The sequence below is a fragment of the Streptomyces abikoensis genome, assembly GCF_014648775.1.
Lineage (GTDB): Bacteria > Actinomycetota > Actinomycetes > Streptomycetales > Streptomycetaceae > Streptomyces > Streptomyces abikoensis.
The window spans coordinates 183,731-202,061 of the sequence record NZ_BMRT01000008.1; the positions used below are offsets into that span (position 1 = coordinate 183,731).

At 71.0% G+C, this 18,331-nt stretch carries 12 protein-coding genes; 4 read left to right on the forward strand and 8 right to left on the reverse strand.

What is annotated here, in order from left to right; translation table 11 throughout:
• Nucleotides 1-64: 64 nt before the first annotated feature.
• Both IE096_RS24145 and IE096_RS24150 read right to left on the reverse strand, forming a co-directional pair.
• Nucleotides 65-907 (reverse strand): hypothetical protein, encoded by an 843-nt coding sequence (locus IE096_RS24145; protein WP_189455109.1) that lies wholly within the window; start codon nt 905-907, stop codon nt 65-67.
• A gap of 406 nt (nt 908-1,313) precedes the next feature.
• Nucleotides 1,314-2,099: a S1 family peptidase gene (locus IE096_RS24150; protein ID WP_189455111.1), complete on the reverse strand. Its 786-nt coding sequence runs from the start codon at nt 2,097-2,099 to the stop codon at nt 1,314-1,316.
• A 238-nt stretch (nt 2,100-2,337) separates the two neighbouring features.
• On the opposite strand from IE096_RS24150, the gene IE096_RS24155 reads away from it, so the two are divergent.
• Nucleotides 2,338-3,213, forward strand: a complete 876-nt coding sequence (locus tag IE096_RS24155) for a hypothetical protein (RefSeq protein ID WP_189455113.1) — start codon at nt 2,338-2,340, stop codon at nt 3,211-3,213.
• Between the two features lie 34 nt (nt 3,214-3,247).
• Here the strand turns inward: IE096_RS24155 and IE096_RS24160 are convergent, their stop codons facing one another.
• The gene (locus IE096_RS24160; protein ID WP_229820580.1) at nt 3,248-4,309 is read right to left on the reverse strand and encodes a glycoside hydrolase family 113; all 1,062 of its coding nucleotides are present in this window, start codon (nt 4,307-4,309) and stop codon (nt 3,248-3,250) included.
• A gap of 26 nt (nt 4,310-4,335) precedes the next feature.
• Nucleotides 4,336-6,186, reverse strand: coding sequence for a DUF2334 domain-containing protein (locus IE096_RS24165; RefSeq protein WP_189455118.1), 1,851 nt, complete (start codon nt 6,184-6,186; stop codon nt 4,336-4,338).
• Between the two features lie 567 nt (nt 6,187-6,753).
• Here IE096_RS24165 and IE096_RS24170 point away from each other — a divergent pair.
• From IE096_RS24170 to IE096_RS24180, 3 genes are all read left to right on the forward strand, one after another.
• Nucleotides 6,754-8,004, forward strand: a complete 1,251-nt coding sequence (locus IE096_RS24170; RefSeq protein WP_189455120.1) for a glycosyltransferase — start codon at nt 6,754-6,756, stop codon at nt 8,002-8,004.
• 64 nt (nt 8,005-8,068) lie between these two features.
• Nucleotides 8,069-9,262, forward strand: a complete 1,194-nt coding sequence (gene wecB / locus IE096_RS24175) for a non-hydrolyzing UDP-N-acetylglucosamine 2-epimerase (protein ID WP_229820564.1) — start codon at nt 8,069-8,071, stop codon at nt 9,260-9,262.
• A complete protein-coding gene (locus IE096_RS24180; protein WP_189455122.1) occupies nt 9,259-9,927 on the forward strand; it encodes a calcium-binding protein in 669 nt (222 codons plus the stop codon). The genes wecB and IE096_RS24180 overlap by 4 nt, the downstream gene beginning before the upstream one ends.
• Nucleotides 9,928-10,022: 95 nt before the next feature.
• Here the strand turns inward: IE096_RS24180 and IE096_RS24185 are convergent, their stop codons facing one another.
• From IE096_RS24185 to lgt, 4 genes are all read right to left on the reverse strand, one after another.
• Complete coding sequence (locus IE096_RS24185) at nt 10,023-11,483, reverse strand: glutamate synthase subunit beta (RefSeq protein ID WP_189455123.1); 1,461 nt, start codon at nt 11,481-11,483, stop codon at nt 10,023-10,025.
• The gene (gene gltB / locus IE096_RS24190; protein WP_189455126.1) at nt 11,476-16,035 is read right to left on the reverse strand and encodes a glutamate synthase large subunit; all 4,560 of its coding nucleotides are present in this window, start codon (nt 16,033-16,035) and stop codon (nt 11,476-11,478) included. The genes IE096_RS24185 and gltB overlap by 8 nt, the downstream gene beginning before the upstream one ends.
• 313 nt (nt 16,036-16,348) lie before the next feature.
• Nucleotides 16,349-17,080: a VIT1/CCC1 transporter family protein gene (locus IE096_RS24195; protein WP_189455128.1), complete on the reverse strand. Its 732-nt coding sequence runs from the start codon at nt 17,078-17,080 to the stop codon at nt 16,349-16,351.
• A 213-nt stretch (nt 17,081-17,293) separates the two neighbouring features.
• Nucleotides 17,294-18,274: a prolipoprotein diacylglyceryl transferase gene (gene lgt, locus IE096_RS24200; protein ID WP_189455130.1), complete on the reverse strand. Its 981-nt coding sequence runs from the start codon at nt 18,272-18,274 to the stop codon at nt 17,294-17,296.
• Nucleotides 18,275-18,331 lie beyond the last annotated feature (57 nt).

Here is an 18,331-nt window from a genome sequence, read left to right on the forward strand (position 1 = left end):
CGGGGGCGCCGCAACCGCAGCGCCTCCGGCCCGGCCGGCGGGTGTCCGTATCGACGCGGTCCGGTCAGTCGGCGCTGCGGCCGTTGCGGCGCAGCGCGACGCGGACGCCGTAGGCGCCGCCGGCGGCCAGCAGGGCGATGCCGCCGACGATCACGGGGGTGCCGACCTCGCCGGCGTCGTGGCTGGCCTTGATGACCTGGCCGGCCTCGACGACGCGCTTGACGGGGTTGCCGGAGGTGTCGTGGGGCGGCTTGGCGTGTGCCCGGCCCTTGACGTGGACGTCGCGGGAGGACTGGGAGGACTGTGAGGTCTTGGCCCGGGCGTCGCCGGGGTGGGCGGCGTGGGTGGTGTGCCCGGCGGCGGGGGCCTTGCGGTAGTCCTTGATCGTGTCGCCGGTGGCGGCGAGGCGGTCGAGGTCGGTGCCGTCGAGGGTGTGGCGCAGGGAGCCGGAGGCGAAGTCGTAGTAGTTGGGCAGCCGGCTGCCCTCCAGCTGGGCGCGCAGGGTGGGGTGGGTGGTGTCGGCGCCGATGATCCGCAGGTGGATCCGGTCGAGCTCGGCCGAGGGGCGGCTCGCGTCGATGGTGTGGCGCTGTCCGCCGTGGGTGACGGTGACGCTGGCGGGGCCGTCGCCGGAGGTCAGCCGGGCCCGGCTGCCGTCGGGGAGGAGCACCTGGCGGACGGTGGCGCCGGGGCGGCCCGGGCGGGTGTCGTGGTCGGCGCGGCCGGGCGTGCCGGCGGCGGGGGGCGCGGGTACGGGTGCCACGGCGGGGGCGGCGTCGGCGGGCTTGCCCACGACGATGACGTCGCCGTCCCGGTCCGCCGCGACGGCGGTCGCCGCCGGGTACGCCACGGCCGCGACGGCGGCGGCGAGGACGGTGGCGGCGGCGAGGCGGGACTTGACGGACACGGGGTGCCTTTCCATGGCGGGCGGCTCGGTCGGCCGCCGGTGCCCGGCGGCCGCGTCCCTACGTTACGGACGTTTATCCGCCCCACACCTCGACTGTCCGACCATTCTCGTCTCGGCCGAAAGGATGACGGGGACCCTCCCGTGTCATCCCGAAGTGCGGCTCGGCGGGGTCGGGGGCGCCCGCCGGAACCCGCGCCGGCGCTGGTCCGTCCGGGTGCGGAGGGCCGCGCGTACGGGTGAGGACCGCGCGGTACCGGCCGGGTGGGACGGTCGGGGCGCGGTTCGCGTGGTACGGGCCGGGCGCGCGGTGCGGGCACCGGTGCGCCGGGGGCCCGGCCGGTCGGCGGACCGGGCCGCCGGGCCGGGCACCCGGCCGACCGCCCGGCCCGCCCGTTCAGTCGGCCGTTCAGCCGCCGAGGCTCGCGGCGGCGGAGGCGATGTCCGGGGCGAAGGTGCTCACCTCGGTGTAGACGCCGGGGTAGCCGGGGCGGGCGCAGCCGTTGCCCCAGCTGACGATGCCGACCTGGATCCAGGCGCCGCCGTCGTCCTTGCGGAACATGGGGCCGCCGGAGTCGCCCTGGCAGGTGTCCACGCCGCCGGTGTCCATGAAGCCGGCGCAGATCTCCTCGCCGAGGGTGAGGCTGTCGCCGTAGGCGCCCTGGCAGGTGCCGTCGTCGACGTAGGGCACGTCGGCCTTGAGCAGGAAGCGCTGCTGGCTGCCGCCCTCGCGGTCGGCGCCCCAGCCGGCGACGGTGAAGGTGCCCTGGTTGTAGGCGGTGGTGCCGGCGATCTTGAGGGTGGGCAGGTCGAGGGGCTTGGCGAGTTTGATCAGTGCCCAGTCCTTGCCCTTGCCGTTGTAGCCGGGGGCCTGGAGGACCTGGGTGGACTTGACCTTGACGGCCTGGGAGGACTGCAGGTCGACGACGCCCGAGGTGGCGGTGATCGAGGTGTTGGCGCCGCTGCCGCTGACGCAGTGGGCCGCGGTGAGGACGATCTGGCGGGTGTAGAGGGCGCCGCCGCAGCCCATGGACAGCCGCACCATCCACGGGAACTCGCCCTGCGCGGCGCGGACGCCGCCGACGACGCCGGGGCCGGGATCCGCCTGGGCGGTGCCGGGCTGGAGGCTGAGCGCGGCGAGGGCGACCGCGCCGGCGGCCGTGCATCTCCTGAGCGTCTTGAGGTGGTTGCGCAACGCTCTTCCTTTCGTGGGAGGTTGTGCGCATCGCGCGGATGAGCGGGCCGGGGGGCGGTGGGGTGCCGGGCCCGTCGGGTCCGGACGACCCTCCCTGGCCTTGTTGGGCTCATGACAATGCGCGTTGCGATTATCGGGCCGGGGGACGGCTGCGACCTAGCCGCCTTTTCGGACAGTCGAGGCCCCGGTTCCGCCCCTACAGTGGAAGGGCAGTGCCAACCTCAGGGGGTGGTCACGCGTGGGCTCGGACGGCATCGCGATCCAGCACGGATTCCCGCACGCCGAGACCGTGCGCTCGGCGATCACGGCGCTCTACCGGCGGCTCTCCTACGACGGCGTCCACGCCTTCGCCGCCAGCGTCCTCCCGGTGGACGTGGCCTTCGCCGACGACGAGGACCCGTACCTCGGCGTGCAGCGGGTGGCCCGCGAGATGGTGCGGCACCTGCGGCTGCCGGACGCCCGGATGATCGTCAGCTTCCGCGACATGCGGCACGCCGGGAGCGTCGAGCTGGCGGCCGGGCCCGAGTACTTCATCGAGCTCAACTCCCGCTTCAAGGAGCACCGCAGGGACATCGGCGCCGCCCTCTCCCACGAGGTCACCCACGTCTATCTCCACCGGCTCGGCCTCGAGTTCCCCGGCACCCGGGACAACGAGATCCTCACCGACACCGTCGCCGCGTACCTGGGGGCGGGGTGGCTGCTGCTGGACGCGTACCGCGAGTCGTCGGCCGCCACGCAGAAGCTCGGCTACCTCACGCCGGAGGAGTTCGGGTACGTGCTGGCCAAACGGGCACTGGTCTTCGGCGAGGACCCCTCGCCGTGGTTCACCAGCCCGCAGGCGTACGAGGCGTACACCCGGGGGCGCGAGCGGGCCCGCCGCGACGAACGGCGGCCGCCACTGGCGGCGGCGGGGCGGCTGGGACGCCACCGGTACGCGCGGGACCGGCGCGCCCGGGCCGCCTCGGCGGAGGCGGGGTACGCCTTCGAGGGCGCGGAGCCCTCGAAGGTCGTCTTCGACTGCCCCACGTGCTGTCAGCGGATCCGGGTGCCGGTGCGGGGGCACGTGCGGGCGCGGTGCGGGTTGTGCCGTACGGAGCTGGAGTGCGACACATAGGTTTTCCGGGGGCCGCGCCCCCGGACCCCCGCTGTTATCGTCCGCCCCACCACTTCTTCAGGACCTTCTCCGCCGGCTTTCCGTGCGGCGTGTACGCCAGCCGTTTCGCGGTCTCGCCGCTGTCCGGCCAGTCGTCCCACATCCACCAGCACACACCCGCCCACCAGGGCTTGCCGTCGAAGGCGGCGAACAGGGCCTCGTAGGCGGCCGCCTGCTCGGCCTCGCCGTCGCGCTTGCTGACGGTCCAGGAGTACGGGGCCGTGGTCGTGCCGCGCTGGCTGACGTAGCCGGCCTCGGTGAAGAGGATCTTCCGGTGCTGCCGGTCCGAGAACGCGGCGAGCTCGTCCACGATGGGCCGCCAGGCGTCCCGCAGCCGGGCCGCGTCGGTGGTGGCCTTGTCGGCCAGCGGCCAGTAGGCGTCGATGCCGATGACGTCGAGGTCCTTCCAGAAGGGGATCTTCTGGTACTCGTCGTAGTTGGCGGCGTACGTCAGCGGGCCCTTGTAGTGCTCGCGGATCGCGGCGATGGTCCTCCCCCAGTGCTCGCCGTCCTGCGAGGTGCCCGCGAGCTCGGTGCCGACCGAGAGCTGCTCGACACCGTTGTCGGCGGCCAGTTGGGCGTAGTGGGTGATGAAGCGTCCGTACGCCGTGAACCAGGCGTCCCGGTCCTTGGGCTTGATCTCGGCGCGGTCGCCGCCCTTGGTCAGGTCGACATGGGGCTTGACCATGGTCTTCAGCCCGGCGTCGTGCGCGAGCCGGATGATGTGCCGCAGGCTGTCGTCGCTCGCCGTCTCGCCGGTGGTGCGCATGGCCGAGTCGGTGACGCGGTCCTGGTACCAGGTGGGGGTGAAGGTCACCCACCGGGTGCCGGTGGCGGCGATCTGCCGAAGATACGTTTCCGCCTGGGGGCGGGAGTAGTCGTCGGTGTTCCACGAGGGGAGCGTCATGCCCCGCAACCCGCTCACCTTCCTGTCGTCGGGCCGGCCGTTCCGGTCGCTCGCGGAGGGGCCGGGGCTGGGGTCCTCGCCGCCGGACGACGAGCATCCGGCGACGAGGAGGACGGCCGCCGTCGCCAGGGCGGCGGCCGTCCTCCTCATCACGTTCACTTAAGCGGTGCTCCTGTTCACTGAGCGAGGGCCGTCGGGCCGACGAAGGTGTAGCCCAGGGCCTTGATGCCCTCGACCGTCTGCTTCAGCGGGTCCACGGCGTAGTAGGGGTGGTAGAAGAAGCTGGCCACTCCGTCGCGGACCGCCAGATTGGCCTTGGCGGAGGCGATCAGGTCGGCGGGGAGCCGTGCCGGGTGGTTGTTGTAGGGCACGGGCTCGTAGTTCCCGATGTTCTCGGGGAGCACGGTCGTACCGTAGACGTCCTTGACCGAGTACGGGAAGAACTGGCCGATGTATCGAGCGGGGTTCACCGTTCCGCCGCTGAGCGTTCCGGCGAAGTACAGCGAACGCTCCAGCCGTGCCGTGTAGTTCTGCCCGAAGACCTTGTAGTCCGCGGCCGAGGCGGCGTAGTGCGGGGTCGTCCAGAGGGTGGGCTTGGGGAAGCCCGCGGCGGTGAAGGCGGCGAGGGCCGAGGTGACCCGGCTCTGGGCCCAGATCGCGTTGTCCTCGGCGGGCGGCCCGTCGTAGATGACGTTGTCGCTGGCGTCGACATGGGCGCGGAAGAACTCGAAGTCGTCGCCCGTGACGCCGGTGTAGGGGTTGTTGACGTTGCTGTACTGGTGGGTGTAGCCGTGGTTCATCAGGACGGCGCCGTGCTGGAGCATGTACTTGAGCGCGGAGACGACCTGCGGGGCCTGCGCCAGGCTGATCGTCTCGGCCTTGCCGTTGTTGTAGACGCCCTTGGGGTCGGTGTAGACGGGGATGACGTTGATCCCGTAGGGGATGTTCTGCGAGGCCAGGTAGTCGGCCATCGCCCGCAGCTCCGTCGGGTCCGACTTGGGGCTGATGTCCTCCAGCCGTATGAACGCCCGGTGGCGCTCGGCGGTGGCCGGGGCGAGCGCGTCGAAGAGGAGGTCCTCGAAGACGATCACACGGTCCGACTCGGAGACGTAGGTGAAGGGGATCTCCCCGACGTAGGTGAGGTTGCCCGTGCGGATCGCCCAGGGGCTGGTGGCCCCGGTGTTGGCGTCCGTGGCCGTGGCGAGGGTGGTGACCTGCGGGTAGCCGGCGCCGGAGAGGGCCGGGTGGAGCACACCGCCGTCGTAGCCCGTGGGGATCTTCCGGGTCAGCGTCTGGTTCTTGTACGCGACCTGGGTGATGTTGCCGACGCCGCCCCCGTTGTCGAAGTACGAGTTGGTGGGGTCCCAGCCGTACTTCTGCTTGAAGGTCTCGATGCCCACGGCGTTGGCCATGTTCCAGATGTTGTCGCCGATCCAGTCGATGGGCTTACTGGTCTTCAGCGCGTCCTGGTAGAAGGCGGCCGGGACGGCGTCCGGGATCGTCCCGCCGTAGTACGTCGAGCCGATGTACACGGTGGCGGTGTACTGCTCCACCATGCCCGCCGTGTACGCGGAGACGGGCTTGGAGGTGACGGTGCCGAAGTGGCCCGAGAGGTTGGCGATCGCCATCGCGTAGAGCTCACCGAGGTAGCCGTAGGGCCCGGTGTTGTCGTAGAGGACGAGGGCCGAGGGGCCGGCCGCGGCGGCGAGGCTCTGGACGGAGGCCGTCTTGACGGTCGTCGTCGCCGGGGCCTTGGCCGGAGTGATGGTGAGCGTGTGGGCGCGGCGCTTGCGGTCGTTCGCGAGCCGGGCGGCGACCCACGCCTTGAGGTCGTTGGTGCTGGCCCCGGAGAGCGATGCCTTGTCGACGCCCTTGAGGCCGTAGGAGGGGCGGGGCTTCCCGCCACCGCCGCCGCCTATCGCGGCCTCGGCCCCCGTCGACAGAGCGAAACCGCCCAGCAGGGCGGCGATGACGGACAGGACGAGCGGCACCCGGGAAAGCCGTGCTCTCCCCCGCTTGTTTTTCATTGTTGTTCCCCCCTGATTGACCAGCCTTTGCCGGCTATTGGCCGGTCCTTCACCCGGGGCGTCGCCGACGATGACGCGTGCGCGCGGATGTGAAGTACCGACAGTTGGCTGATTCTTGTGCCCCGTTAGAGGAGTGTCAATAGACATCGATGGTCCAGACCGTGCAATTAGTGACAGCCCAATTGGTGCAGACCTTCAATCCCACCAGTCACATGCGCCACGCGATCAGGCATAACTACCGGTTGGTCCACAGAATTCTCTGTTCCGATTCAACATCTCTCACCATGAAGGGTTAATTGCTGCTAGTCATCTGATACCTTCCCTGCGCACGCCTCGGCACGACGAACGAGGCGCAATCCGGGGGGATCTCATGTACGGAAAACCCGCTCTGGGGACAGTCCTGCCCATGGCCGGACTGACGGCAGCCCCAGAAGTTCTACCGGGCATACCCTTTGCCAGGGGACTGCAGGAAGCGGCCGGTGCCGGATTCCTGCTCTACTGCGCGATAGCCGCAGCACTTCTTTCGGCAAAATTCTGGTTCGTTCTCCGGAACTCCGGTGAACGTTCATGATCACGGAGGTTCTTCTCTGGTCCAGCATCGCCATCATCGTGATGGCCGGCTGCTACAACTCCACCCTGTTCGTCCTGTCCAGACAACGGGTGCGCCGTGACCGCGGCCCCCGGGCCGAACGCCTCTACATCTTTCTCCTCGCCTGTCTGAACGAGGAAAAGGTGCTCGCCGAGAGCCTGGCCCGGATCACCTCGCTGCCGGCCGGGAACTTCATGGCCCTCGTCATCGACGACGCCTCCGACGACCGCACCGCCGAGATCGCCCGCTCCGCCGACCCCGACCGGGTCAAACTCCTCCAGCGGCACCTGCCCAACGCCCGCAAGGGCAAGGGTGCCGCCCTCAACGCGGGCATCCGCCACCTGCGGGAATCCGGCATCCTCGCCGATCGCGACCCGTCCGACGTCATCGTCTGCGTCGTGGACGCCGACGGCCGCCTCGACCCCCACATCGTCCAGGCGGTCGACCCCTACTTCGACGACCCGCGCACCGGCGCCACCCAGGTCGGCGTGCGGATGTACAACCGTCACCAGGGCGTCCTGGCCCGGCTCCAGGACATGGAATTCGTCATCTACGGCGACATCTTCCAGACCGCCCGGCGCTACTTCGGCAGCGTCGGCATGGGTGGCAACGGCCAGTTCATGCGGCTCGCCGCCCTCGACACCCTGATGAAGGACGGCAACGGCCCCTGGAGCGACTCCCTGACCGAGGACCTCGATCTCGGAGTGCGCCTGATCGCCCGTGGCTGGACCAATCACCACTGCACCACCGCCGCGGTCAGCCAGCAGGCCGTACTCGACGTCCGCCGGCTGGTGCGCCAGCGCTCCCGCTGGTTCCAGGGGCACCTCCAGTCCGCCGGGCTGGTCCCCATGATCCTGCGCGAGGTGCCCACCAAAGCCGCCGTCGACCTGCTCTACCACCTCTCCAGCCCGGTGCTGATCCTGCTCACCTCGCTGCTGCCGCTGTCCTTCGTCGTCGCGGTCGGCGGCACGGTCGTCGGCTCGGTCGAGGCCGGACGCCCGCTGGTGTCCCCCATGTGGATCATCGGCCCGTACGTCCTGTCCTTCACCGCGGCGTACGCCTACGGCTGGGTCTACTCACGACGCGAGCGGGGGCTCGGACTCGTCCGCGCCGTCCTCCTCTCCCACCTCTTCGTCATCTACGGCTACATCTGGTTCGCGGCCGGCTGGTGGGGCCTGTGGCGCATGCTCACGGGCAAGCAGACCTGGCTCAAGACCGCGCGCACCTGACGCGCGCCGGCTCCTCCACTCATCTCCACTCATCGGTCAAGCACGCACCTTCCGAGGGAGAACCATGTCCCCGAACGTCATCACCACGCCTGTGCGCGCCATGCTCGTCCTGGGCACACGGCCTGAAGCCATCAAGCTCGCGCCCGTGGCCCGCGCCATGGCCGCCTCCCCGCTCTTCGAACCCGTCGTCGTCACCACCGGCCAGCACCGCGAGATGCTCCACCAGATGCTGGAGCTCCTCCAGGTCCCCGCGAGCGTCGAGCTCGACGTGATGCGCGACCGGCAGGAACTCTCCAAGCTCACCGCCCGGCTGGTGGACGGCCTCGGCGACGTCGTCCGCGCCCACCGGCCCGACCTCGTCGTCGTCCAGGGCGACACCACCTCCGCCCTCACCGGCGCCCTCGCCGCCTTCTACGAGCACATCCCCGTCGCCCACGTGGAGGCCGGGCTGCGCACCGGAGTGCTGGACAACCCCTTCCCCGAGGAGCTCAACCGCCGGCTCATAGGCCGCATGGCGCGCTGGCACTTCGCCCCCACGACCCGGGCGGCCGGCCACCTCACCGCGGAAGGGGTACCGGCCGCCGAGGTGTTCGTCACCGGCAACACCGTCATCGACAACCTGCTGTGGGTGCTGGACCAGGGCAACGGCCGCGACCTCTTCCACAGCGACCTGCGGCACGTCCTGGTCACCCTCCACCGCCGGGAGAACCAGGGCGACAAGATGCGCGCCATGGGCCGCACCCTGCGCCGCCTCGCCGACCGGGGCGACGTGGAGATCGTCCTGCCGCTCCACAAGAGCCCCGCCGTCCGCGAGGCCCTGCTGCCGGAGCTGTCCGACCACCCGGCCGTCCGGATCGTCGAGCCGCTGGGCTACGTGGACTTCTCCGCCACGCTCGCCGGCTGCGACCTCGTCCTGACCGACTCCGGCGGCATCCAGGAGGAGGCCCCCACCCTCGGCAAGCCCACCCTGGTGCTGCGTACGACCACCGAGCGGCCCGAGGCGGTGGAGGCGGGCGCGGCCCGGCTCGTGGGCACCGAACCGCAGGCCATCCTGGAGGCCGCGACGCGGCTGCTGGACGACGAGGAGGCGTACGCGCGGATGGCGAAGGCCGGTAACCCCTTCGGGGACGGGCTCGCCACCGAGCGCATCGTGGCCCAGCTGGCCGAGGACTTCGGCGCGGACGCCGGTGCGGCGCCCACGCCGGAGCCGCTGGTCGTCCCCCAGCCCGGCGGTCCGGGGTCATACTCGACGGCATGACGAGAGTTCACCGGCTCCTCGCCCTCGCCCTGTTCGGCGCCGCCGCGGTGGCGGCGCTCGCCTTCGCGGTGAACGCGATCTGGGGCGGCGAGGACGGCGAGCCGGCCCGGCCGTGGGCCGAGGGATCGGTCCACGGCCCGTGGCGGTCGGTCTTCGACGGCCACGGCGAGAACATCGGCCGCCACGACGGCCTGGCCCTCTCCCCCAAGCCCTCGCGGGAGCCCGGCGAGACCCACGCCGGGCTGATCGTGTCGACCGCGGAGTACGGGGAAATGAACCTCCAGGCCCGGATGCGCACGGTCGCCCAGCTGCGCACCCCCAAGCCCAATCCCTGGGAAGTGCCGTGGCTGGTGTGGGCGTACACGGACCCGGAGCACTTCTACTACATCACCCTCAAGCCCAACGGCTGGGAGCTGGGCAAGCGTGATCCGGCGTACCCCGGTGGCCAGCGATTTCTGGCCACGGGCGCGGAGGGCTTCCCAATCGGCCGGTGGACGGGGGTGAAGGTGGCCCAGCGCGGCGCGCACCTGGAGGTGAGCGTCGACGGCAAGGGCCTGGTCGCCTACGAGGACAAGGAGCGCCCCTACTTGCGGGGCAGCATCGGGGCGTACACGGAGGACGCCCGGGTGGTGTTCAGCGACATCGCGGCGGAGCCGGCGGAGTGACGGCAACAGCGGAATGACCGGACGGGCCACTGGGCTGTGTCCTCAAACGCCGGACGGGCTGACCCCTTCGTCAGCCCGTCCGGTGTGCGGTTCCGTTACACCGTCAGCGCGCGGTCGGTCGGGAGGACCGGCGCGGGCAGCGTGCTGGAACCCGTCAGGTAGCGGTCGACGCCGCGCGCGGCGGAGCGTCCTTCCGCGATCGCCCAGACGATGAGGGACTGGCCCCGGCCGGCGTCACCGGCGACGAAGACGCCCGGCACGTTGGTGGCGTAGTCCGCGTCGCGTGCGATGTTCCCCCGGTCGTCCAGTTCGAGGCCGAACTGTTCGACGAGACCGTTCTGCCGGTCCGTTCCCGTGAAACCCATCGCGAGGGTGACGAGCTGGGCCGGGATGCGACGTTCGGTGCCGGGCTTCTGCTGGAGCTTGCCGTCGGTGAACTCGACCTCCACGAGGTGGAGCCACTGGACGTTGCCGTCCTCGTCGCCCTCGAAGCGCGTGGTGGAGACGGAGTAGACGCGCTCGCCGCCCTCCTCGTGCGCCGAGGTGACCTTGTAGAGCATGGGGAAGGTCGGCCAGGGCTGGTTCGCGTTCCGCTCCTCGCCCGGCCGGGGCATGATCTCCAGCTGGGTGACGGAGGCCGCGCCCTGCCGGTGGGCGGTGCCGACGCAGTCGGCTCCGGTGTCGCCGCCGCCGATGACGACGACGTGCTTGCCCTCGGCGGTGATCGGGGAGACCGTCAGGTCGCCCTCCTGCACCTTGTTCGCCATGGGCAGGTACTCCATGGCGAAGTGGACGCCCTTGAGGTCGCGGCCGGGCACGGGCAGGTCGCGGGAGGTGGTGGCGCCGGCGGCGATGACGACGGCGTCGTAGCGCCGGCGCAGCTTGGCCGCGTCGATGTCGCGCCCGATCTCCACCTCGGTGCGGAACTTGGTGCCCTCCGCGCGCATCTGCTCGATGCGCCGGTTGATGTGCCGCTTCTCCATCTTGAACTCGGGGATGCCGTAGCGGAGCAGGCCGCCGACGCGGTCGGCGCGCTCGTAGACGGCGACGGTGTGGCCGGCGCGGGTGAGCTGCTGGGCGGCGGCGAGGCCGGCGGGGCCGGAGCCGATGACGGCGACGGTCTTGCCGGAGAGCCGCTCGGGCGGCTGGGGGGTGACGTCGCCGGATTCCCAGGCCTTGTCGATGATGGTGACTTCGACGTTCTTGATGGTGACGGGCGCCTGGTTGATGCCGAGCACGCAGGCGGACTCGCAGGGGGCGGGGCAGAGGCGGCCGGTGAACTCGGGGAAGTTGTTGGTGGCGTGGAGCCGTTCGGAGGCGGCCTGCCAGTCGTCGCGGTAGGCGTAGTCGTTCCACTCGGGGATGAGGTTCCCGAGGGGGCAGCCGTTGTGGCAGAACGGGATGCCGCAGTCCATGCAGCGGCCGGCCTGCTTGCTGATGACGGGCAGGAGGGAGCCGGGGACGTAGACCTCGTTCCAGTCGCGGACCCGTTCCGTGGTGGGGCGGGTGCGGGCGAGGACGCGGTCGGTGGTCAGAAAGCCCTTCGGGTCAGCCATGGGTCGCCGCCTCCATCATCTTCTCGTGGGTCTCGGTCTCGGTCAGACCGGCCAGCTCGGCGGCGTCCTTGGCGGCGAGCACTGCCTTGTAGGTGGTGGGCAGGACCTTGCGGAAGCGGTTCGCCGCCGTGTCCCAGTCGGCGAGGAGGCCGGCCGCGACGGTGGAGGCGGTCTCCTCGTGGTGGCGGCGCACCACGTCGTGCAGCCACCGGCGGTCGGCGTCGTCGAGGGGTTCGACGGCTCCGGCCAGTTCCTTGTTGACGTTGCGCGGGTCGAGGTCGATGACGTAGGCGACGCCGCCGGACATGCCTGCCGCGAAGTTGCGGCCGGTGGGGCCGAGGACGACGGCGCGGCCGCCGGTCATGTACTCGCAGCCGTGGTCGCCGACGCCCTCGGAGACGACGGTGGCGCCGGAGTTGCGGACGCAGAAGCGCTCGCCGACGCTGCCGCGCAGGAACATCTCGCCGCCGGTGGCGCCGTAGGCGAGGGTGTTGCCGGCGATGGTGGAGTACTCGGCGAGGTGGTCGGCGCCCCGGTCGGGGCGGACGACGACACGGCCGCCGGAGAGGCCCTTGCCGACGTAGTCGTTGGCGTCGCCCTCCAGGCGCAGGGTGACGCCGCGCGGCAGGAAGGCGCCGAAGGACTGGCCGGCGGAGCCGGTGAAGGTGATGTCGATGGTGTCGTCGGGCAGGCCCGCGCCGCCGTACTTCTTGGTGACCTCGTGACCGAGCATGGTGCCGACGGTCCGGTTGACGTTGCGGATGGCCACCTGGGCGCGGACGGGCTGGGGGGCCTCGTCGCCGACGGTGTTCAGGGCGTCGGCGGCCAGCTTGATCAGCTGGTTGTCGAGCGCCTTGGCCAGGCCGTGGTCCTGGGGAGTGGTGTGGTGGCGCACGGCGCCGGCGGGCAGGTCGGGGACGTGGAGGAGCGGGGACAGGTCCAGGCCCTGGGCCTTCCAGTGGCCGACGGCGCGGGCGGTGTCGAGGAGCTCGACCTGGCCGACGGCTTCCTGAAGGGTGCGGAAGCCCAGTTCGGCGAGGAGCTCGCGGACCTCCTCGGCGATGAACTCGAAGAAGTTGACGACGAATTCGGCCTTGCCGCTGAACCGTTCGCGCAGGACGGGATTCTGGGTGGCGATGCCGACGGGGCAGGTGTCCAGGTGGCAGACGCGCATCATGACGCAGCCGGAGACGACGAGGGGGGCGGTGGCGAAGCCGAACTCCTCGGCGCCGAGGAGGGCGGCGATCACGACGTCGCGGCCGGTCTTGAGCTGGCCGTCGGTCTGGACGACGATGCGGTCGCGCAGGCCGTTGAGGAGCAGGGTCTGCTGGGTCTCGGCGAGGCCGAGCTCCCAGGGGCCGCCCGCGTGCTTGAGGGAGGTGAGCGGGGAGGCGCCGGTGCCGCCGTCGTGGCCGGAGATCAGCACGACGTCGGCGTGGGCCTTGGAGACGCCCGCCGCGACCGTGCCGACGCCGACCTCGGAGACCAGCTTCACATGGATGCGGGCGGCGGGGTTGGCGTTCTTGAGGTCGTGGATGAGCTGGGCGAGGTCCTCGATGGAGTAGATGTCGTGGTGCGGGGGCGGCGAGATCAGTCCGACGCCGGGGGTGGAGTGGCGGGTCTTCGCGACCCAGGGGTAGACCTTGTGGCCGGGCAGCTGGCCGCCCTCGCCGGGCTTGGCGCCCTGGGCCATCTTGATCTGGATGTCGTCGGCGTGGACGAGGTATTCGCTGGTGACGCCGAAGCGGCCGGAGGCCACCTGCTTGATGCTGGAGCGGCGCGCGGGGTCGTAGAGGCGGTCGGGGTCCTCGCCGCCCTCACCGGTGTTGGACTTGGCGCCCAGCCGGTTCATGGCGATGGCGAGGGTCTCGTGGGCCTCCTGGGAGATGGAGCCGTAGGACATGGCGCCGGTGGAGAAGCGCTTGACGATCTCGCTGACGGGCTCGACCTCGTCGAGGGGGATCGAGGGGCGGTCGCTCTTGAAGGAGAACAGTCCGCGCAGGGTCATCAGCCGCTCGGACTGCTCGTCCACGCGCCGCGTGTACTGCTTGAAGATGTCGTAGCGGCGGGCGCGGGTGGAGTGCTGGAGCCGGAAGACGGTCTCGGGGTCGAAGAGGTGGGGCTCGCCCTCGCGGCGCCACTGGTACTCGCCGCCTATGTCGAGGCGGCGGTGGGTGGCGGGGATGCCGGTGGCGGGGTAGGCCTTGGCGTGGCGTGCGGCGACCTCGCGGGCGACGACGTCCAGGCCGGCGCCGCCGATCTTGGTGGCGGTGCCGTGGAAGTAGGCGTCGACGAAGGACTCCTCCAGGCCGACGGCCTCGAAGACCTGGGCGCCCCGGTAGGAGGCGACGGTGGAGATGCCCATCTTGGACATGACCTTCAGGACGCCCTTGCCCAGCGCCTTGATGAGGTTGCGGATGGCGTCCTCGGGGGCGATGTCCGGCAGGAACGTCCCGGCGCGGACGAGGTCCTCGACGGACTCCATCGCCAGGTACGGGTTCACGGCCGCCGCGCCGTAACCGATGAGCAGCGCGACGTGGTGGACCTCGCGGACGTCACCGGCCTCGACCAGCAGGCCCACCTGGGTGCGCTGCTTGGTGCGGATGAGGTGGTGGTGGATGGCCGAGGTGAGCAGCAGGGAGGGGATGGGGGCGTGCTCGGCGTCGGAGTGCCGGTCGGAGAGCACGATGAGCCGGGCGCCGTTCTCGATGGCCGCGTCGGCCTCGGCGCACATGGCCGCGAGGCGGGCGGCGAGCGCCTCGCCGCCCCCGGCGACGCGGTAGAGGCCGGAGAGCGTGGCGGCCTTGAGGCCCGGCATGTCGCCGTCTGCGTTGATGTGGATGAGCTTGGCGAGCTCGTCGTTGTCGATGACGGGGAAGGGCAGGGTGACGCTGCGGCAGGACGCGGCGGTGGGGTCCAGCAGATTGCGCTGCGGTCCGAGGGAGGAGATCAGCGAGGTGACGAGCTCCTCGCGGATGGCGTCCAGCGGGGGGTTGGTGACCTGCGCGAAGAGCTGGGTGAAGTAGTCGAAGAGCAGCCGCGGCCGCTCGGAGAGCGCGGCGATCGGCGAGTCCGTGCCCATGGAACCGATGGGCTCGGCACCGGACTTGGCCATCGGGGCGAGGATGACGCGCAGCTCCTCCTCGGTGTAGCCGAAGGTCTGCTGGCGGCGGGTGACGGAGGCGTGGGTGTGGACGATGTGCTCGCGCTCGGGGAGGTCGGCGAGGTCGATGAGGCCGGCCTCCAGCCACTCCTGGTAGGGCTGTTCGGCGGCGAGGGCGGCCTTGATCTCGTCGTCCTCGATGACGCGGTGGGCCTCGGTGTCGACGAGGAACATCTTGCCGGGCTGGAGGCGGCCCTTGCGGACGACCTTGGCGGGGTCGATGTCGAGGACGCCGACCTCGGAGGAGAACACGACGAGTCCGTCGTCGGTGACCCAGTAGCGCCCGGGGCGCAGGCCGTTGCGGTCCAGGACGGCGCCGACGACGGTGCCGTCGGTGAAGGTGACGCAGGCCGGGCCGTCCCAGGGCTCCATGAGGGTGGAGTGGTACTGGTAGAAGGCGCGCCGGGCGGGGTCCATGGAGGCGTGGTTCTCCCAGGCCTCGGGGATCATCATCAGCACGCTGTGCGGGAGCGAGCGGCCGCCGAGGTGGAGCAGCTCCAGGACCTCGTCGAAGGAGGCGGAGTCGGAGGCGCCGGGGGTGCAGACGGGGAAGGTCCGTTCCAGCGGCTTGTCCCCGAAGAGGTCGCTGGCCAGCTGGGATTCGCGGGCGCGCATCCAGTTGCGGTTGCCCTTGACGGTGTTGATCTCTCCGTTGTGGGCGACGAAGCGGTAGGGGTGGGCGAGCGGCCAGCTCGGGAAGGTGTTGGTGGAGAACCGCGAGTGGACGAGCGCGATGGCGGTGGCGCAGCGCCGGTCGGAGAGGTCCGGGAAGAACGGCTCGAGCTGCCCGGTGGTGAGCATGCCCTTGTAGACGATGGTGCGGGCGGAGAGCGAGGGGAAGTAGACGCCCGCCTCGCGCTCGGAGCGCTTGCGCAGGGCGAAGGCCTTGCGGTCGAGGGCGAGGTCCTCGTTGACGCCGTCCGTGACGAACAGTTGCCGGAAGGCGGGCATCGTGGCGCGGGCGTCGGCGCCGAGCAGCTCGGGGGTGACGGGGACGGTGCGCCAGCCGAGGACGGTCAGGCCCTCCTCGGCGGCGATCGTCTCGATGCGCGAGACGGCGGTGGCCGCTGCCGGCTCGTCGGCCGGGAGGAAGGCGATGCCGACGGCGTAGGCGCCGGCGGCGGGGAGCGTGAAGCCCTCGACGCTCTCGACGCTTTCCCGGAGGAACGCGTCGGGGATCTGCATCAGGATGCCGGCGCCGTCCCCGGTGTCGGGGTCGGATCCGGTGGCGCCGCGGTGCTCCATGTTGCGCAGGACGGTGAGCGCCTGCTCGATGAGCCCATGGCTCGCCTCGCCGGTGAGAGTCGCGACAAAGCCCACGCCACAGGCGTCGTGCTCGTTCCGCGGGTCGTACATCCCCTGGTGGGCGGGGTGGGATGCGTGGCGCATCGGCGCTCCCGTCGTCGTCTGGCAGTCATGTCGTGACGCATGTGCCGAGGGACGACGTTGGCCCTCGCGGAAGAAGGTTGTTCAGGCTTACATGATGGGTCGCTTCTCGAAGAGCGGAAGGGGTGGTCCATCATGTGGACACCGGCTGGACTCGGGCGGCGCTCCGGGCTCCCTGGGATCGCCAGGCCCGGCCGCGCCCGAGAAGTGGTGCGGCACGGGCGGCATTGCCCGCAGCGCTACCGGATTGTGCCCTGCCCCCGGGGAAATGAAACCGGGGAGAAACACGCACGTTATACGGCAGCGCGCATAAGAATTACCCGACGGCGGTCCCGAAGGCAATACCGAGGAGATACGTCACACCCGCCGCGGCACCGCCGAGGAGCAGCTGCCGGAGCCCGCTGAACCACCACGTCCGCGCCGTCACCCGGGCGACGACCGCGCCGCAGGCGAACAGCCCCACGAGCGCGAGCAGCACGGCGGGCCACAGCTCGGTGGCCCCGAGCAGGTACGGCAGCAGCGGCAGCAGGGCGCCCAGCGCGAACGAGCCGAACGACGAGACGGCGGCGACGAGGGGCGAGGGCAGGTCGGACGGGTCGATGCCGAGCTCCTCGCGGGCGTGGATCTCCAGCGCCTGCTCCGGGTCCTTCGACAGCTGCCGGGCGACCTCACGGGCCAGCGCGGGCTCGACGCCGCGCGACTCGTAGAGCGCGGCCAGCTCCTCCAGCTCGTCCGCCGGGTGCTTGCGCAGCTCGCGCCGCTCCACGTCCAGCTCGGCGAGGACCAGCTCGCGCTGCGAGGCGACGGAGGTGTACTCACCGGCGGCCATGGAGAACGCGCCGGCCGCGAGCCCGGCCATGCCGGCGATCACGATGGCGCTGGACGAGGCGGTGCCACCGGCCACGCCCGTCATCAGGGCCACGTTGGAGACCAGTCCGTCCATGGCCCCGAACACGGCGGGCCGCAGCCAGCCGCCGTTCACATCACGGTGGGTGTGATTGTCGCGGTGGGCTATGTGCGTTGCCGCGGCCGTATCGAGGACAGCCATGTCTCCAGATGCTCCCTTCCCCAGGGACGCGGACGGCCCGCCCGCGTTCCCTCTCGCGTATCGCGTACGAGTCGAAGGTACGCACGAATGGGCATGATCCGCTAGCAAGGAAGGCCGAACTTACCTCGCTGACCTGCGGCTTTACCAAAAAGCCCCCTGCGGCGAGGGCCGCAGGGGGCTGAGGTGACGCGCGTGGGTGTCAGCGCTTGGCTGTCAGCGCTTGTCGGCGCCGGAGGCGGGCTTGGTGAGGTCGGTCTTGGAGGACGCACCCGACGCACCGCCCTCGGAGGCACCCTCCTCGGACGCACCCTCGGAGGCGTCCGCAGCGGCATCCGCGACGGCATCCGCGACGGCATCCGTGGCGTCGTCCTCGGCCGCACCGGGCTCGACGACGAGCTCCCGCCCGGGGACCCGCTTCGAGGAGATCACGAAGTAGGCGACGGCGGCGAGGAAGACCAGGATGGCGGTCCAGCCGTTGAGCCGCAGGCCCAGGAAGTGGTGGGCCGTGTCGACCCGCAGGTACTCGGTCCAGAACCGGCCGACGGTGTACGCGGCGACGTAGACCGCGAACGCCCGCCCGTGCCCCAGCTTGAACTTCCGGTCGGCCCAGATCACGAGGGCCGCGACGCCGAGGCACCACAGCGACTCGTACAGGAACGTCGGGTGGTACGTGCCGCCGATCCGGCCGATCGCCGGGTCCGGGTCGATCTTCAGCGCCCAGGGCAGATCGGTCGGCCGGCCGTAGAGCTCCTGGTTGAACCAGTTGCCCCAGCGACCGATGGCCTGCGCCACGGCGATACCGGGCGCGATGGCGTCCGCGTACGCGGGCAGCGGGATCCCGCGCCGGCGGCAGCCGATCCAGGCGCCGACGGCACCGAGGGCGATGGCGCCCCAGATGCCGAGGCCGCCCTCCCAGATCTTGAACGCGCCGACCCAGTCCCGGCCGGGGCCGAAGTACAGCTCGTAGTCCGTGATCACGTGATACAGCCGCCCGCCGACGAGCCCGAAGGGCACCGCCCACACGGCGATGTCGGCGATCGTCCCGGACCGGCCGCCCCGTGCGATCCAGCGCTTGTTGCCGAGCCAGACGGCGACGAAGACGCCGATGATGATGCAGAAGGCATAGCCGCGCAGCGGGATCGGTCCGAGGTGGACGACACCGGTCGAGGGGCTGGGGATGTATGCGAGATTCATGGCACCCCCGACGCTACCTTGCCGGAACGCACAGGTGGCACCCCACCCGGGGAACGT

Excerpts from the sequence above, each read along its gene's own strand:
- IE096_RS24160 (WP_229820580.1), bottom strand. The coding sequence starts at position 4,309 with ATGAGGAGGACGGCCGCCGCCCTGGCGACGGCGGCCGTCCTCCTCGTC.
- gltB (WP_189455126.1), bottom strand. The coding sequence starts at position 16,035 with ATGCGCCACGCATCCCACCCCGCCCACCAGGGGATGTACGACCCGCGG.
- IE096_RS24170 (WP_189455120.1), top strand. The coding sequence starts at position 6,754 with ATGATCACGGAGGTTCTTCTCTGGTCCAGCATCGCCATCATCGTGATG.
- IE096_RS24165 (WP_189455118.1), bottom strand. The coding sequence starts at position 6,186 with ATGAAAAACAAGCGGGGGAGAGCACGGCTTTCCCGGGTGCCGCTCGTC.
- IE096_RS24180 (WP_189455122.1), top strand. The coding sequence starts at position 9,259 with ATGACGAGAGTTCACCGGCTCCTCGCCCTCGCCCTGTTCGGCGCCGCC.
- wecB (WP_229820564.1), top strand. The coding sequence starts at position 8,069 with ATGTCCCCGAACGTCATCACCACGCCTGTGCGCGCCATGCTCGTCCTG.
- IE096_RS24185 (WP_189455123.1), bottom strand. The coding sequence starts at position 11,483 with ATGGCTGACCCGAAGGGCTTTCTGACCACCGACCGCGTCCTCGCCCGC.
- lgt (WP_189455130.1), bottom strand. The coding sequence starts at position 18,274 with ATGAATCTCGCATACATCCCCAGCCCCTCGACCGGTGTCGTCCACCTC.
- IE096_RS24195 (WP_189455128.1), bottom strand. The coding sequence starts at position 17,080 with ATGGCTGTCCTCGATACGGCCGCGGCAACGCACATAGCCCACCGCGAC.